Below are 15,365 nucleotides of genomic sequence, written 5' to 3' on the forward strand. Positions count from 1 at the left end.
GACTTTGGGACAAGGTCCATTGTGACCATTGCAATGATGAAGCGCCGCAAAGCTTCGTGCCTGATAGGGCGCAGAATGGTTAGGTTGAGGCTATGGGGTCGGGGTCAGCGTTGGGGTACTGGAGCAGATCACCAGCCCTTTCGCACCACGCGTGAGGGCTACATAGAGGTTCTGCACGCTCATGCTCTCCGGATAGAGGACCACGGCAATGTCTGCCTCGAGACCTTTCAGAAGGAGAGTGCTGCCGACTGCTCTGCGCGCAATGGGGCGGCTGAGGTGACGATTTCGCTCGCGGGCATGAAGTGCGGCTCCTAATAGATCTTGCTCTCCGTTGATAACGCTTCGCATGGCTGATCGACAGCAGTGCAGAATCTCGGGCCGATAGACCCGAGTGCCTGTCTGTTCGGCCAAAGCGTCCACCAGCCGCAAGGCGCGCGTCATGGTCCGCTCGGACTCAAAGGCGACTGCCTCAGCTTCTACAGGAGTTGGAGGTGTCCTGGCTCTCCCTCTACGAATGGTACCGACACGCGTCACTAGATTCGCCGTGCCGACGCCCGTCATCATGAGAGCGGAGAAGGTGGCCAAGTCTTGCAGCGCACTAGGAGCCTGAAGATTGAATTGCCTGGCGAAGTTGACGAGGTCTCGCATGTCCACGGCTTCTACCGCCATTGCCCCAGGCGTTTGGCTGGTGAGTTGGTGGCGGCCTTGAACATTCATGGACTCGCCAATTACCAGAACCGTTCCTTGGCTACCAGGCGCATTGGTCCGTGCCGCAGTCAATCTTTGCTGCACTTCACTACCGGCAACCAGCTGGATCCAACGAACGGATGACGGAGCCGTAGTTAGATCAATGGGTAAGCCGGCCGTAAGAGCATGCCTTTGGGATAGCAGCCACTGGCCCAGCTCTTCATTACCTGCAATTTGCCAGCGCCAAGGGGTTCGAAGGCTACCCGCTGCTGGGAAGGACGATTGAACGTCTTGTTCCCAGTGAACCAGCCGATTTCCGCCAAATCCGAAGATGGCCTGCAGAGGGTCACCGAGGACGCACGTGGGCAAAAGCGCAGCGAGGGTGGACACGATGGAGTGCTGAACGGTGCTGCAATCCTGATACTCGTCAACCAAAAGCCGGGCGTAAGTGGCTGCGATGGGTGCAGCGATATGCCCCGAGTCCAAGAGTTGCCGGAATGATTCACGGATCGCGGGGTAGTCGCTACCCGCGTTGTTGAGCTCCAAGAGTTGGGGATGATGGCCACTGCGCGCCGGGAACTTGGCGATGAGACGCATAGCGAATCCATCAATCGTCGACAGCCGATAGGCAGAGCTGGGCACCCCCGCGCGTTTCAAGCGTGTCCTCAACGCGGTGACGCCAGCATTTGTGTGAGTCAGAACAAGGATCGGTCTGTTCCCAGAGTGGGATGCCAGCGCCTCGGCAATCAGCTGGGTTTTGCCGCATCCTGCTGGGGCGGTGATCGATCCGCGTTGGATAGCTAGCAGATCGATTTCAGGCAGCACGGGTAAAGGCCCAGAGTTGGTCTACTACTGCCTTGAAGCTAGCGTCCGCGTTTGCGTAGCCCCGAGAGACGATATCCAGGACGATTGACTGGTAAGTCGTAAGCGACTTGAACCAGCTATTCTTTTTGATACGGGAGACTTCGCCAAGCAGTACGCGAATATCAGGCGGATAGGGTGAATTCGGCCTCAGCGCTTCGATGGACGCCAAAGTTGTTAGACCGTTCGATTTGGCAACCAGCTGTTGGTTCATAAGATCTTCGCCAACACGCTCTTTAGCCTTCAGGAGCAGGGCATCAATCGATGTGTCAGGAAGGCAGAGGAACAGCTCGTCCTCCAACGTCATTCCTGCCCGCCAAGTCACGAGGCTGCCGCCTGATTGAAGATATGCTTCTGCAACACCTGGAGCGGCAGGTTTGTCAGCGTCTATGAAGACGAGGACTCGGTAACCCAGATCCATAAGCGCAGTCGCTCGGGCAAAAGCGTTGTCCGGAGTGCCTCCGCCTGCATTGACGTATGCACCACCTAAAGCCAAGAAAGAGGATTCTTTGCTGGCTACCCCCCATAGATCGAGGCCACGCACAAACCCTACCTCGCTTGCTCCCTCGCACACAATCACAGACTTCGCCAGAAAGGCCTCCGGGTCAGTGCGCAGCGTGCTTTGAATCTCGTCGGTCGAGCCAGCGGAAATGACGACATGGCCAGCCGGTCGTGGCCGAACTACAAGCAGCTGCTCACCTGAAAGCTCACGAAGTGCCACAGGGGAGTGTGTTGTGAGAAACGCTTGGAGAGGCGGCGGCGTCTCCTTGGCTCCCAAGGAATCCAGCAGCCGCATGAGCCGATGGGGCTCTAACCCATATTCCACCTCATCCACCAAGGCAATCGGCGCTGACTCCGCCGCGGCCCGTTGAAGTCCCGTCACCAAGAGTCGAGAAGAACCCGTACCAAGGGACCGAAGGGGGATGCCTGCCTCGCTGTGAAGCGCGATGGCGCCTTCGCCGATGGAGACGGAGTGCGAGTCGAGTAAGGCCTGCGGCATCGATCCGACGTCAACTCCAAGGCTCTGGGCAGTTGTCCGGACGATTCCGAGTGTCTGACTCAGGTGGGGCGATGCTTGAGCGCCAAAGTTGGCGCGCGCCTGACGCGCTGCTAGGGGTCACCTCAGAAAACGGAAAAAATCGTACGCTAAGACCCAGAGAGCGGACGTAGCGGTCGGAATTTCCCCACGCCTACTTTGGAGCTACTGCGCCAGAGGTAATCGCCGGTCAGGTTGATATGCTCCCAACCCAGCGGCGACAGGTACTGCAACAGCCCTTCATCGACACCATGGCCGTGGCCGCGCAAAGCATTCGCGGCGCGCTCCAGGTAGACCGTGTTCCACAGCACGATGGCCGCCGTCACCAGGTTGAGGCCACTGGCCCGGTAGCGCTGCTGCTCGAAACTGCGGTCGCGGATTTCGCCCAGCCGGTTGAAGAACACCGCCCTGGCCAGCGCATTGCGGGCTTCGCCCTTGTTCAATCCGGCATGCACACGACGGCGTAGTTCCACGCTTTGCAGCCAGTCCAAGATGAACAGCGTGCGCTCGATGCGCCCCAGCTCGCGCAGCGCAACGGCCAGGCCGTTCTGGCGCGGGTAGCTGCCGAGCTTGCGCAACATCAGCGAGGCCGTCACCGTGCCCTGTTTGATCGAGGTAGCCAGGCGCAGGATTTCATCCCAATGGGCACGAATAGCCTTGATGTTCAACTTGTCGCTGCTAATCGTCGGTCTGAGTGCGTCGTAACTGGCTTCACCCTTAGGGATGAACAGCTTGGTGTCGCCCAGGGCGCGGATGCGCGGCGCGAAGCGGAAGCCCAGCAGATGCATGAGGGCAAAGACATGATCGGTGAAGCCCGCCGTGTCGGTGTAGTGCTCCTCGATGCGCAGGTCGGACTCGTGGTACAGCAGGCCGTCGAGCACGTAGGTCGAGTCGCGCACGCCGACGTTCACGACCTTGGTGTGGAACGGCGCGTACTGGTCGGAGATGTGCGTGTAAAACGTCCGCCCTGGGCTGCTGCCATATTTCGGGTTGATGTGCCCGGTGCTCTCGGCCTTGCTGCCGGTGCGGAAGTTCTGGCCGTCCGACGATGACGTGGTGCCGTCACCCCAATGCTCGGCGAAGGGATGCCGGAACTGCGCGTTCACCAATTCGGCCAGCGCCGTCGAATAGGTTTCATCGCGGGTATGCCAGGCTTGTAGCCAGGCGAGCTTGGCATACGTTGTGCCGGGACAGGACTCGGCCATCTTGGTCAGGCCGAGATTGATCGCGTCGGCCAGTATGGTGGTCAGCAGCAGGTTCTTGTCCTTGGCCAGGTCGCCCGATTTCAGGTGCGTAAAGTGGCGGGTGAAGCCCGTCCATTCATCCACTTCCATAAGCAGTTCGGTGATCTTGATGTGCGGCAGGATCATCGCGGTCTGGTCGATCAGCGCCTGCGCGGTGTCAGGCACCGCCGCATCCAGAGGCGTGATCTTCAGGCCAGACTCGGTGATGATGGCGTCCGGCAGGTCGTTGGCCGCCGCCATGCGGTTGACGGTCGCAAGCTGTGTTTCTAGCAGCGTCAGCCGGTCATGCAGGTACTGGTCGCAGTTGGTGACCACAGCCAGCGGCAGTTCGCTGGCCAGCTTGAGGCTGGCGAATTTCACAGGCGGTACCAGGTAGTCCTCGAAATCCTTGAACTGGCGTGAGCCTTGCACCCAGATGTCGCCGGAGCGCAGCGCGTTCTTCAGTTCCGACAGTGCGCACAACTCGTAGTAGCGCCGGTCGATGCCGGCATCGGTCATCACCAGCTTCTGCCAGCGCGGCTTGATGAAGTCGGTCGGCGCATCGGCAGGCACCTTGCGTGCGTTGTCGCTGTTCATGCCGCGCAGCACCTCGATGGCGTCCAGCACATCCTTGGCAGCGGGCGCAGCCCGCAGCTTGAGCACGGCGAGGAATTCCGGCGCGTACCGGCGTAACGTGGCGTAGCTCTCGCCGATGCGGTGCAGGAAATCGAAGTCCTCGGGCTGCGCGAGCTTCTGCGCTTCGGTGACATTTTCGGCGAAAGCATCCCAGGATAGTACGCCCTCGATGGCGGCGAACGGATCGCGGCCCGCTTGCTTGGCCTCGATCAGCGCCTGACCGATGCGCCCAAACAGCCGCACCTTGGCGTTGATCGCCTTGCCGGATGCCTGGAACTGCTGCTGATGCTTGTTCTTGGCGGCGTTGAACAGCTTGCCCAGGATTCGATCATGCAGGTCGATGATTTCATCGGTGACGGTGGCCATACCCTCGATGGCGAGCGCGACCAGGGTGGCGTAGCGCCGCTGCGCCTCGAACTTGGCCAGGTCGGCGGGTGTCATCTGGCCACCCTCGCGGGCGATCTTGAGCAGGCGATTCTGGTGCACCGACCGCTCGACGCCGGAAGGCAGGTCGAGCGCCTGCCATGCCTTGAGGCGTTCGATGTGTTCGAGCATGTGCCGCGAATTGGGCTTGACGGGTGACTGGCGCAGCCAGGCCAGCCAGGTCGTTTTGCCGTTGTCCCGGCGTTTGAGCAGATCGTCAAGGCGGCGACGATGCGCGTCCGATAGCGGTTCGGACAAGGTTTCGTAGATTTGCCGGTTGGCGCGGGTGATCGCCTCGGCACAGACGCGCTCGACAACATCCAGCGTCGGCAAGATGACGTGTCGGTGCCGCAGGTCGTCGAGAACACTGTTGGCCAGCATGATGCCCTTGTCGGTTTGCAAGGCCAACTCGGTCGCGGCATGGACAGCCTGCCGATAGTGCGCCAGGCCGAACGGCTCCATGCCCAAATATGCACGCAGCTCAAGCAGATGCTCGCGCCGGGTTTCTTCCCTCTCTGCATACTGTGGCCAGCACGATGGATCGATGCGCAGTTGCCGTCCGATCCATTGCAGCAGGGGCATCGGCACCGCAGCGTCGGGCAGCAGGCCCTGACCGGGAAAGCGCAATAAGCATAATTGCACCGCGACACCCAGGCGGTTGGCGTCACCGCGCCGCTGGCGGATTAGTGACAGGTCGGGTTCGCTGAACGTGTAGAGCCGGATGAGTTCGTCTTGGGTATCGGGCAACGCCAAGAGACTGTCGCGCTCTGCGGCGGAGAGGATTGAACGGCGGGGCATGCAGTCTCCTTCTTCTCAAAAACGTAGGTTTGCGACAAGCCCGCTCAACCCTCTGGCGCGGCACGGGAAATCAAGGCATTGCGATTCTCGAAAACAGTTCTTGAAACTTTATTCTTGAATTCTTATCATATCAACGCGTTTCGAGAAATAGGGATGTAGCCAACCGCTGCCCCAAGTGGCTTTGACGTGTTTACGAAAGGAGAAAGACTCATGGGTATTTTTGACAGACTTTTCGGTGGCCACCACGGTGGTGGTTACAGCGGTGGTGGGCATCACGGTGGTGGGCATCACGGTGGTGGCGGTGGGTACGGAAGCGGCGGGCCTCCAGCGGGCGGGTGGGGTAATGGCGGCCTTGCTTGCCCCAACTGCAAGGCATCTAACGCGCCAGGCGCTCGCTTCTGCCAGCAGTGCGGGACTTCGTTGGTTCCTTCGGCTTGCGCGCAATGTGGAACCACACTGCAACCGGGTGCGAAGTTTTGCGCTCAGTGCGGCAAGGCAGCGGTTTGACCGTGCCATGCTGGTTGGCTATGCGCGCGTCTCGACGCAGGATCAGAACCTGGAGCTACAGCGGGAGGCCTTGACCCAGGCCGGGTGCCAAAAGCTCTTTGAGGACAAATTAAGCGGCACGAGAGCCGAGCGCCCCGGCTTGGCCAAGGCGCTTGAAATGCTACGCAAGGGAGACACGCTGGTCGTCTGGAAGCTGGATCGCCTGGGCCGCAGCGTCAAGCAATTGGTCGATCTGGTCAGCGAGTTGCACAAGCAGAGCATCCAGTTCAAGAGTCTCACCGACGCCATCGACACCGGCACGCCGTCGGGACGGTTCTTCTTTCACGTCATGGCCAGCCTCGCCGAAATGGAGCGCGAGCTGACGGTGGAGCGGACCCGAGCAGGATTGGCGGTCGCCCGGCTGTCAGGCCGCAAGGGAGGGCGCAAACCGAAGATGACCAAAAGCAAGATTGAATCGGCCAAGAAGCTGCTCGCCAGCGGGATCGCTCCCAAGGACGTGGCCAAGAACCTCGGGGTCTCAATCCCGACGTTGTATCGCTGGGTGCCGGCTTCCGGTCACGCTGAACAAAAATGAACTCAGAAGAAGGACGAAAATGAGCACCGGTCACACCCATGCCCTACCCAGCGAGCGCAATGAAAAATCGCTCTGGATCGCCCTGGCGCTGACCGGGAGCTTCTTGCTGGCCGAAGTCGCCGCAGGCATCGTTTTCAACAGCCTGGCCCTGCTCTCAGATGCGGCGCACATGTTCACGGATGCAGCGGCGCTGGCCATCGCCTTGGCGGCTGTACGGGTGGCGAGACGGCCAGCCGATGCCAAGCGCACCTATGGCTACTACCGCTTCGAAATCCTTGCGGCCGCATTCAACGCCCTGTTGCTCTTCGGCGTCGCTGGCTACATCCTGTATGAGGGCTGGCAGCGTTTGCGCGAGCCAGCGCAGGTTCAGTCCAGCGGGATGCTGGTGGTAGCAGTGCTGGGTCTGATCGTCAACCTCATCAGCATGCGTATGCTTCAGGGCGGCAAGGACAAGAGCCTCAACGTCAAAGGCGCTTATCTGGAGGTCTGGAGCGACATGCTTGGCTCCATCGGCGTGATCGGAGCTGCGCTGGTCATCCGATTCACCGGCTGGGTGTGGGTAGATGCGGTCGTCGCCGTGGCAATTGGGCTTTGGGTGCTGCCACGAACTTGGCTGCTACTCAAGGAAAGCCTGAATGTCTTGCTGGAGGGAGTCCCAGACGGCATTGACATGGGAGCCTTGATGGCATCTGTTCAGGCCGTGCCAGGCGTGACAGGGCTGCATGACTTGCACGTATGGGCGCTCACGAGCGGCAAGGTCAGCATGACCGCTCATATCGTGTATGCGCCGGAAATAGGGCCCGACGAGTTGCTCAAAACCCTCAAGTTGTTGCTGGCTGACCGATTCAGCATCTTCCATACGACGCTGCAACTGGAGATTGTTGCCTGTGAGCACAGCGTCGATGGGTGCAACTTCGTGGATCATCGCCACAAAGAACCGAGTTCTCAACCAGACCAAGCCGCAGCCCGGCAGGCGTGACTAATGGGACTCCTACTACCCGGCTAGCCAAACCGGTCTTAGCGTACGATTTTTTCCGTTTTCTGAGACGACCCCTGCTAGAGCGAGCTGGGCTCCCAATTCTGCGCGCTCGTCTGTTAGCCGGTTGAGCACCGACCCGCGGCTCCAAGATAAGTTGGAGCTTGTAAAGCTGCCGATGCGTGCCGGAGCTAACACGATGCGTTCTTTCCAAGGCAGGCTTCGTTCCAAGCCTTGTTGAAGCGACCTATCGGAGATCAGCGTCCAGCTGGGCTCAAGGTCCGCCCCGACTTGAAGCAGCAGCGTAAGCACTGTCTCCAACCCCGCGGCGGGTTCGTCTTCTAGGGTGTCAAATACCGAATCGAATCCTCGCAAGAAGTCGCCATAGACATCAATGTCCATCAGCGATGCCGGCAGTTCCCCGAATGTCACGGCAATACGAATGGGCTCTGAGACATCGAGGTCAAAAAAGTCCATGTCGCCGAAGGAAATGCTTCGTCGAGCACCCAAGCACAGGTCGATGGCATCGAGGATGGTGGACTTGCCACTATCGCCAGGACCGATCAAACAGTTGATGCCCGGGGCGGGCGACCAGTCGAGCGCCTTGATGGATCGAAAGTTCCGAATGGCCAAATGGCGAATTCGAGGCATGGGGCGTCCTGTAAGAGGCTTGGTCAACGGTCCGTGTAGGACGCAGACTGACACCAACTCCTACTACGCCCCTGAGGCAATCCTAGCCCTAAAGCGTTCTGCCAGTCATTGGCTCATTGGTGGAACTTGGCGCCACGCCGAGCTGCTTCGCGAACTTCCCTAACCTGTAACGCGGCAACACTGAGAGAGCGGTTCCAGGTCGCTTCTTCCGTGGTCACCTGCCCGCTTGCAGGCGACGGAGGTCCGTTCATCGCCAACAGCGGACTTCCCTGAGCGAAGGAAATTGGTTCGCGAAGCTGAATAGGCTTGAGCTGGTGTCCGCCCGGCGCGCGGCGGTGCTAGGATTCGGCCATGGACATCGGTCGGACAACCTTAACCGTCGGCGTCGCCATAGTCGCGGTTTCTTGCGGCGGGTCCCAGGGGCGCTGGACTGCCTTTGTCTATCCGCCCGGCGCGTCCACTCAGGAAGTCCGTCACGCTGTTTATGGCGATTACGACACCTTCGAGCATTGCCAGGCGGCTGCAATAGCCGCCCTGAGAAATAGCCCTCCACTGCCAGGGGCGCAGGAAGTGGGATCTTACGAATGTGGGCGCGCGTGTCGATATGACGTCGACATGGACTTGTACGTCTGCGACCAAACTCGCAAGTAGGTAGCTCCGTGCTCGCCGCCCGCCTGGCGCCTTGGTCAGCCTGGCCAGCGTGTGTGAAGTTGATCGATGACAAACCGGTGACGGTGCGTGCCATCCACGTCTCGGTGTGCCAAGAGGTGCGGGTCGTCCTCAGCAAGATGTTCGTGCTTATGCGCTATCTCCTCTGGATCGTGCGCCGGCCATCTGCGCCACGCGGCGACCAAACCGAGTGTGGCCAGAATCCCCAAGGCGGCCAAGGCAACATGCAAGCCGTAGCGCGCACCAACCCACCCGGCGAGTGGATAGGCGATCAACCAGCAAACATGCGATAGGGAAAATTGGGCAGCGAAGAGGAATGGTAGATCGGCGGACTCAGCCGAACGCCGCAGCAGCCGCCCGCCGGGGGTAACCAAGCCGGCATACGCCATGCCCAGCAGCGTCCAGGCCGGAATGACCGCCGTCCACCCGGGATGTCCCTTCAGGGCAAACCAGACGCCAAGGAAGGTAACCAGGACAACTGACATGAACAGTCCTGCAGCCAACATTACTGTCCGGTCCGAAATGCGGTCGAGAACCTTCGGAAGAAGAAGTGCGACCAGCATGGACCCGCCTCCGAAGGCCGCCAGCGCCCATGCAACCTGCTCCTCCGCCCCGCCCAGAACGGTGCGGACCATAACCACCGTATTGACGAACACCATCGCGCCGCCGGCTGCGGCGCAGAGGTTCAACGCGAGCAGGCCCTGCAATCGCGGTGTGCGGAGGTAGATTCGCATTCCACGGATGGCTCGGGCATAGGGACCGTCCTTGGAAGAGACCGCAGCGAGGGCCGGGAAGGTGGTGGACGCGACGAGCAGCGCCGAGAGGATGAAACCTACCGAGGTACCAGCGAACAGCCCGTGGAAGCTAATGATCGTCAGCAGTGCGGCAGCAAGCGCCGGGCTCAGCAGGCTTTCAAGGTCATATGCCAATCGGGAAAGTGAGAGCGCACGGGTGTAATCACGCTCTTCTTGAAGAATTTCGGGGATGGTGGATTGAAACAGCGGCGTGAAACATGCCGATGCCGACTGCAGCACAGCGATGAGGACATACACCTGCCAGATCTCGGTGACGAAGGGCAGGCAGACCGCCACAACCGCACGAACCAGATCGAGTGCGATCAGCACCCGCTTGCGCAGCCGTGCAGGGACCAACGCTCCTGAAACGGGCGCCAAGGTCACGTACACGACCATCTTGATCGCCAGCGCGGTGCCCAACACCGCTCCGGCCTGGCTGCCAGCGAGGTCGTAGGCCAGGAGGGCAAGGGCGACAGTCGCCAAGCCGGTTCCGACCAGGGCGACTATCTGGGCACCAAACAGGCGCCGAAACGCCGGGTGACTCAGTACTTCGAGCATGGGATTGTCCTGGTAGCAACGTTCTGACGGCACCAACCCGTGTGCGCCCTTTTGCCCGGATTCAGGGCAGAGGCGGCAGACAGGCGGAGTGTACGCCCACCACTGTTCGGGTCGAGGTGACGACCCCGCCGGAATGGCAGGGTCGTTGGCTAAATCCGAGTGGATTTACTTCTTCTTCGGAGCTGCCTGTGCGTCGCAACGTTCCTTCAGCGCCTTGGTCTGGGCATCCTTGAGGTCCACCTTGTACTTCGAACGGTCGGCAAGCTGTTCGCAAGTCGTCGGCTTGGCCTTGGGAGCAGCCGGGGGAGCCGGATCGGCATGGAGGGCAGGATCATGAGCGGATGCCGTGGTGAAAAGGGACATGCTGAAAAGCAGGCCGGCAATTACTGCGCTATGAGTTTTCATGTTGTTTCTCCTCGGGTTGGGTCGGCGAAGTGCCGGGTGTTACGGCTGATAGATGTCGGCTTGGTAGCCCACAAGTTCGATGCTCACGGTCACCGGCGTGTCGCTTCGGTTCTGCCAGTACCACCCATGAGTTCCTTCAAATGGCGCGACGAAGGTGCCGTGCGCCTCCCGCTGCGCAGCTTCGACGGCGTAGCTGGTCCATGCACCCTTCACGTCGGGCCGCTCACCATGCATATCGACTGCTACATCACCGGTCGCCTTCCAGCTGAACAGAATTCCCGCGCCAGCAGCCATGTGGGATTTGACCTCTTTGCCTTTCCCCGGCTCCAGCGTGATCGTCATCGCGTCCTGGCGAAGCTCACCGTTGGTGAGCGATACCGCGGCTGGATCAAGCGATTGCCCCTTGTTCGCCCCGAACGCAGCCGCAGCCTTTTCCGCCAAGGTGGTCGCTGCGTCCGATGCTGTCGAGGACGTCGGCGTAGCCGGGTCTGCGGCGGTGCTTCCGCCGTCTGCCAGGGCAGTCAGGCCCAGCGCTCGGCCGATCCCGGTGGGATCAATGCCGTACTCCGCCGGCAGAACGGCCGTAACGAGAAGCGCGCCGGCAATGGCGGCAGCGACAAGGGTCGACTTCAGCAGGCGGCCAGTCGTGGGAAGTGGTTGATTGATAGTGATTGACATGATGGGTCTCGGTCAGAAATCAGGAAGCGAAGTAGCCGGTGAGCTGCATGCCGATGAGCACGAAGCCGGCCGTCATCAAGATGGTGTTCACGCCGTAGGCCTGGCGGTTGAAGGAAGGCAGCCGACGCCAGAAGCCCATCACGATCAAGATGCCGGCAAGCGCCAGAAGTTGGCCGAGCTCAACGCCCACGTTGAACGCAAGCATGTTGGGGACCAGCCCGTCCGGCGATAGCGAGAAGTCCTGAAGCTTCGTGGCCAGGCCGAAGCCGTGGAAGAAGCCGAAGACAAGGACTGCAATCTTGGTGTTGGGTTGCACGCCGAACCACCGCTTGAACGCGCCCATGTTGTCCAAGGCCTTGTAGACCACCGAGAGACCGATGATCGCGTCGACCAGATAGGCGTCGACATGAAAGCCGCCGAGCACGCCGAGCAGCAGCGTCGTGCTGTGGCCAATGGCGAACAAGGTGACGTAGATGCTCACGTCCCGCATGCGGTATAGGAAGAAGATCACCCCGAACAGAAATAGAAGGTGGTCGTATCCAGTCACCATGTGCTTGGCGCCAAGGTAGGTAAACGCGATCAGTTGCCTACCGGTGCTTTCTTCAAGGAAGGCCTGGTCTCCCTCGCTTACACCGTGCGCGAACGCCGCAAACGGCAGGAGGACTGCGGCAAGCATCGAAAGCCAAGCAAAGAGCTTGTTGGAAGAAGTCAAAGACAAGTTCCTTGTGCAGAAAGGGGACGGGTGGTTCATGAGGAGCGACTTTCCAGAACAGAATCTTCGCGGTGAACCAATCGATACAGCGCCGGCAGCACGAGAAGTGTCAGCAGCGTTGAAGAGATGATTCCGCCGATAACAACAGTGGCGAGCGGACGCTGAACTTCCGCGCCAGCACCGACGTTCAGGGCCATAGGAAGGAAGCCCAGACTCGCCACCAAGGCCGTCATCAGGACTGGCCGGAGGCGGGTAAGAGCACCTTCGGTGACAGCCTTGTGCAGGGGGACGCCTTCTTCCCGCAGGTTCTTGATGAAGCTGATCATTACCAGGCCATTGAGCACGGCAACGCCCGAAAGAGCGATGAAGCCCACACCTGCGGAGATGGACATGGGAATGTCGCGCAGCCACAGCGCCACCACGCCCCCGGTCAGTGCAAGCGGCACGCCACTGAATACGATCGCAGCGTCCTTCCCTGAGCCGAATGCCATGAACAACAATCCGAAGATCATCACCAGAACCACTGGCACGACGACGGACAGCCGCTTGCTTGCCGAGATCAACTGCTCAAACGTGCCGCCGTACTCGATCCAGTACCCTTCCGGCAGCTGGACCTCCTGTCCGACCTTGGTGCGCAACTCCTCGACAAAGGACCCTAAGTCGCGCCCGCGCACATTGCTTGTGATCACCACCCTGCGTTTACCATTCTCACGGCTGATCTGGTTCGGACCAGGCGCGATCTCGACCTTGGCCAACTGGCCCAGCGGCACGAAGCTGCGCTCTTGGCCTGTGCTCACCCCGGGCGCGACGGCCACAGGTAGTGACGCCAGTGTCCGGACGTCCTGGCGAAGGTTCTCCGACAGACGAACCACGATATCGAAGCGCCGATCGCCTTCGAACACCTGGCCGACCGATTCACCTCCCAGCGCCACCGAGATGGTCTTCTGCACGTCGTCAATGGCTACGCCGTATCGTGCAAGTGCATCCAGGTCCGGCGTGATCGTCATCAATGGCAGACCGGTGATCTGCTCAAGTTTCACGTCGGCCGCTCCCTGGATCTCACTGGCAACGTTCTCTACCTGGCTGCCGATGGTTGCCAGTTGCTCCAGGTCGTCGCCGTACAGCTTGACAGCAACCTCAGCCCGAACGCCCGCAATGAGCTCGTTCATCCGCATCTGCACCGGCTGGGTGAACTCATAGTTGTTGCCAGGAATGGCGCGAACCACTTTCTCGAGCTCGGCAACAAGCTGTGCCTTCGGCTTGCGCGGATCAGGCCATTGGTCCCGATCTTTGAGCATGATGAAGGTGTCGGCTACGGAGGGGGGCATGGGATCGGTGGCCACCTCGGCAGTGCCGATCTTTGCGACGACTTCATCTACCTCGGGGAACTGTTTGATCGCCGCTTCCAGCTGACGTTGCATGCCGATCGCCTGGGTCAAGCTGGTCCCTGGAATTCGAAGCGCATGCAAGGCGATATCGCCCTCATCCAGGTTCGGAATGAACTCGGTGCCGAGGCGACTTGCAAGCAGGCCCGCCAGGACGGTGAGCACCGCAGCAGAGGCCACCACTACCTTGCGTGCATTGACGGCACGCTCAAGCATCGGGCCATACACGTTGGTGACTCGGCGCATGGCTTTGGTTTCCTTCTCCGAAACCTTTCCCGTTACGAACTGAGCCACAGCGGCAGGTACGAATGTCAAGGACAGTGCCATGGCACCGGTAAGCGCGATGACCACGGTAAGCGCCATCGGGTGGAACATCTTCCCTTCCACGCCGGAGAGGGCAAAGATCGGGATGTAGACCGCCGCGATGATGAAAAGGCCGAACAGGCTTGGCTTGATCACCTCTGCACTGGCACTTGCCGCCAAGGAAAATCGTTCTTCCCGAGTCAACAAACGGCCCTGAAGGTGTTGCCGCTCGCCAAAGCGACGCAGGCAGTTCTCTACGATGATGACTGCCCCATCGACGATCAAGCCAAAATCCAGTGCGCCCAGGCTCATCAGATTCGCAGAGACGCGATTCTGGACCATGCCTGTGATCGTCAGCAGCATCGTCAATGGAATGACCGCCGCAGTGATCAGTGCCGCACGAAGATTGCCCAAAAGCAGGAAGAGCACCGCGATGACGAGCAAGGCGCCTTCGAGGAGGTTCTTCTTCACCGTCTCGATGGTCCGATCCACCAGTTCGGTTCTGTCATACACAGGATGCGCCCGAACGCCGTCAGGCAGCGTAGCGTCGATGTCCTTGAGCTTGGCCGCGGTTCGCTGAGCCACGTCCCGGCTGTTTTCGCCGATGAGCATGAACGCCGTACCAAGGACCACTTCGTTGCCATCCTTGGTTGCCGCGCCTGTACGAAGTTCGGTGCCTTCTACAACTTCTGCCAGATCGCCAACACGCAATGGCATGCCATCACGGTTAGCCACTACGATCTTGCGCAAACCCGCCATGTCGGCCACTTGGCCCGGCACGCGTACCAAGTACTGCTCACCGCTTTTCTCGATGTAGCCGGCACCCACGTTAGTGTTGCTGCGGGCCACGGCTTCGAGCACATCCTGCAGCGTCAGTCCGTATGCTTGGAGCTTCTTCGGGTCCGGCGTGATGTGAAACTGGCGAACATAGCCTCCGACGGTGTTGACCTCGGTTACGCCTTTCAAGTGGCGCATCTGCGGTCGGATCACCCAGTCCTGCAGCGTACGAAGCGCCATTGGTGTCCACGTCTCTTCAGCACCGGACTCCGCTTCCACGGTGTACATGAAGATCTCACCCAGGCCCGTCGCTACCGGTCCAAGGCTTGGCTTTAGTCCCACGGGCAATTGGGATCCCGCTTGCTGAAGTCTCTCTGCGACCTGCTGACGGGCGAAGTAGATATCTGTGCCATCTTCAAACACGACCGTGACCTGAGACAGGCCGTAGCGTGAGATGGAACGGGTGTATTCCAGCTTTGCCAACCCGGCCAACGCTGTTTCGACCGGGAAGGTGACCCGTTGCTCGGCCTCCAGCGGTGAGTAGCCCGGAGCTTCGGTGTTGATCTGCACCTGGACATTGGTAATGTCAGGAACGGCGTCGATGGGAAGCTTGCTGTAGTTCCAGATCCCAAGGCCTGAGAGGGCCAGGACCAGAAGGAGCACAAGCCATCTGTGCGCGATAGACGCGCGAATGATTCGCTCTAGCATGGTG

Annotated in this window: 12 protein-coding genes; 3 read left to right on the plus strand and 9 right to left on the minus strand. The window is 60.2% G+C overall.

The window, feature by feature from the left end:
- Positions 1-90 precede the first annotated feature (90 nt).
- From AC5P5W_RS12880 to AC5P5W_RS12890, 3 genes are all read right to left on the minus strand, one after another.
- Positions 91-1,512 carry a UvrD-helicase domain-containing protein gene (locus AC5P5W_RS12880; RefSeq protein ID WP_012478642.1) on the minus strand — a complete coding sequence of 474 codons (1,422 nt, stop codon included), beginning with the start codon at positions 1,510-1,512 and terminating at the stop codon, positions 91-93.
- Positions 1,502-2,611, minus strand: coding sequence for an ATP-dependent nuclease (locus AC5P5W_RS12885; protein WP_495221224.1), 1,110 nt, complete (start codon positions 2,609-2,611; stop codon positions 1,502-1,504). The genes AC5P5W_RS12880 and AC5P5W_RS12885 overlap by 11 nt, the downstream gene beginning before the upstream one ends.
- Positions 2,612-2,694: 83 nt before the next feature.
- Positions 2,695-5,664, minus strand: coding sequence for a Tn3-like element TnShfr1 family transposase (locus AC5P5W_RS12890; RefSeq protein WP_024945956.1), 2,970 nt, complete (start codon positions 5,662-5,664; stop codon positions 2,695-2,697).
- A gap of 210 nt (positions 5,665-5,874) precedes the next feature.
- On the opposite strand from AC5P5W_RS12890, the gene AC5P5W_RS12895 reads away from it, so the two are divergent.
- Genes AC5P5W_RS12895 through AC5P5W_RS12905 form a run of 3 tightly spaced genes read left to right on the plus strand, consistent with a single transcriptional unit; the run spans position 5,875 to position 7,724 of the window.
- The gene (locus tag AC5P5W_RS12895) at positions 5,875-6,171 is read left to right on the plus strand and encodes a double zinc ribbon domain-containing protein (RefSeq protein ID WP_194774148.1); all 297 of its coding nucleotides are present in this window, start codon (positions 5,875-5,877) and stop codon (positions 6,169-6,171) included.
- A gap of 7 nt (positions 6,172-6,178) precedes the next feature.
- Complete coding sequence (locus AC5P5W_RS12900; RefSeq protein WP_011638900.1) at positions 6,179-6,745, plus strand: recombinase family protein; 567 nt, start codon at positions 6,179-6,181, stop codon at positions 6,743-6,745.
- A 19-nt stretch (positions 6,746-6,764) separates the two neighbouring features.
- A complete protein-coding gene (locus AC5P5W_RS12905) occupies positions 6,765-7,724 on the plus strand; it encodes a cation diffusion facilitator family transporter (protein ID WP_201938546.1) in 960 nt (319 codons plus the stop codon).
- A gap of 15 nt (positions 7,725-7,739) precedes the next feature.
- On the opposite strand, the gene AC5P5W_RS12910 is transcribed toward AC5P5W_RS12905, so the two are convergent.
- The 6 genes from AC5P5W_RS12910 to AC5P5W_RS12935 all read right to left on the minus strand — a co-directional run bounded on the left by AC5P5W_RS12910 (position 7,740) and on the right by AC5P5W_RS12935 (position 15,361).
- Entirely contained in the window at positions 7,740-8,372 is a 633-nt protein-coding gene (locus AC5P5W_RS12910; RefSeq protein WP_445393484.1) for an ATP-dependent nuclease, read from the minus strand.
- A 686-nt stretch (positions 8,373-9,058) separates the two neighbouring features.
- Positions 9,059-10,393, minus strand: coding sequence for an MFS transporter (locus AC5P5W_RS12915; protein WP_005414984.1), 1,335 nt, complete (start codon positions 10,391-10,393; stop codon positions 9,059-9,061).
- 165 nt (positions 10,394-10,558) lie between these two features.
- Positions 10,559-10,798, minus strand: coding sequence for a hypothetical protein (locus AC5P5W_RS12920; RefSeq protein WP_005414985.1), 240 nt, complete (start codon positions 10,796-10,798; stop codon positions 10,559-10,561).
- Between the two features lie 39 nt (positions 10,799-10,837).
- Complete coding sequence (locus AC5P5W_RS12925) at positions 10,838-11,476, minus strand: hypothetical protein (RefSeq protein ID WP_012478643.1); 639 nt, start codon at positions 11,474-11,476, stop codon at positions 10,838-10,840.
- 19 nt (positions 11,477-11,495) lie between these two features.
- A complete protein-coding gene (locus AC5P5W_RS12930) occupies positions 11,496-12,227 on the minus strand; it encodes a HupE/UreJ family protein (protein WP_012478644.1) in 732 nt (243 codons plus the stop codon).
- Entirely contained in the window at positions 12,224-15,361 is a 3,138-nt protein-coding gene (locus AC5P5W_RS12935; RefSeq protein ID WP_012478645.1) for an efflux RND transporter permease subunit, read from the minus strand. Before AC5P5W_RS12935 ends, AC5P5W_RS12930 begins: the two co-directional genes overlap by 4 nt.
- Between the last annotated feature and the right edge of the window lie 4 nt (positions 15,362-15,365).

This window comes from Stenotrophomonas sp. YJH_SMC_123, from assembly GCF_059368215.1.

What these genes read in the sequence shown, in the direction of transcription:
- AC5P5W_RS12895 (WP_194774148.1), top strand. Translation starts at nt 5,875, where the DNA reads ATGGGTATTTTTGACAGACTTTTCGGTGGCCACCACGGTGGTGGTTAC.
- AC5P5W_RS12905 (WP_201938546.1), top strand. Translation starts at nt 6,765, where the DNA reads ATGAGCACCGGTCACACCCATGCCCTACCCAGCGAGCGCAATGAAAAA.
- AC5P5W_RS12925 (WP_012478643.1), bottom strand. Translation starts at nt 11,476, where the DNA reads ATGTCAATCACTATCAATCAACCACTTCCCACGACTGGCCGCCTGCTG.
- AC5P5W_RS12890 (WP_024945956.1), bottom strand. Translation starts at nt 5,664, where the DNA reads ATGCCCCGCCGTTCAATCCTCTCCGCCGCAGAGCGCGACAGTCTCTTG.
- AC5P5W_RS12910 (WP_445393484.1), bottom strand. Translation starts at nt 8,372, where the DNA reads ATGCCTCGAATTCGCCATTTGGCCATTCGGAACTTTCGATCCATCAAG.
- AC5P5W_RS12935 (WP_012478645.1), bottom strand. Translation starts at nt 15,361, where the DNA reads ATGCTAGAGCGAATCATTCGCGCGTCTATCGCGCACAGATGGCTTGTG.
- AC5P5W_RS12915 (WP_005414984.1), bottom strand. Translation starts at nt 10,393, where the DNA reads ATGCTCGAAGTACTGAGTCACCCGGCGTTTCGGCGCCTGTTTGGTGCC.
- AC5P5W_RS12900 (WP_011638900.1), top strand. Translation starts at nt 6,179, where the DNA reads ATGCTGGTTGGCTATGCGCGCGTCTCGACGCAGGATCAGAACCTGGAG.
- AC5P5W_RS12920 (WP_005414985.1), bottom strand. Translation starts at nt 10,798, where the DNA reads ATGAAAACTCATAGCGCAGTAATTGCCGGCCTGCTTTTCAGCATGTCC.
- AC5P5W_RS12930 (WP_012478644.1), bottom strand. Translation starts at nt 12,227, where the DNA reads ATGAACCACCCGTCCCCTTTCTGCACAAGGAACTTGTCTTTGACTTCT.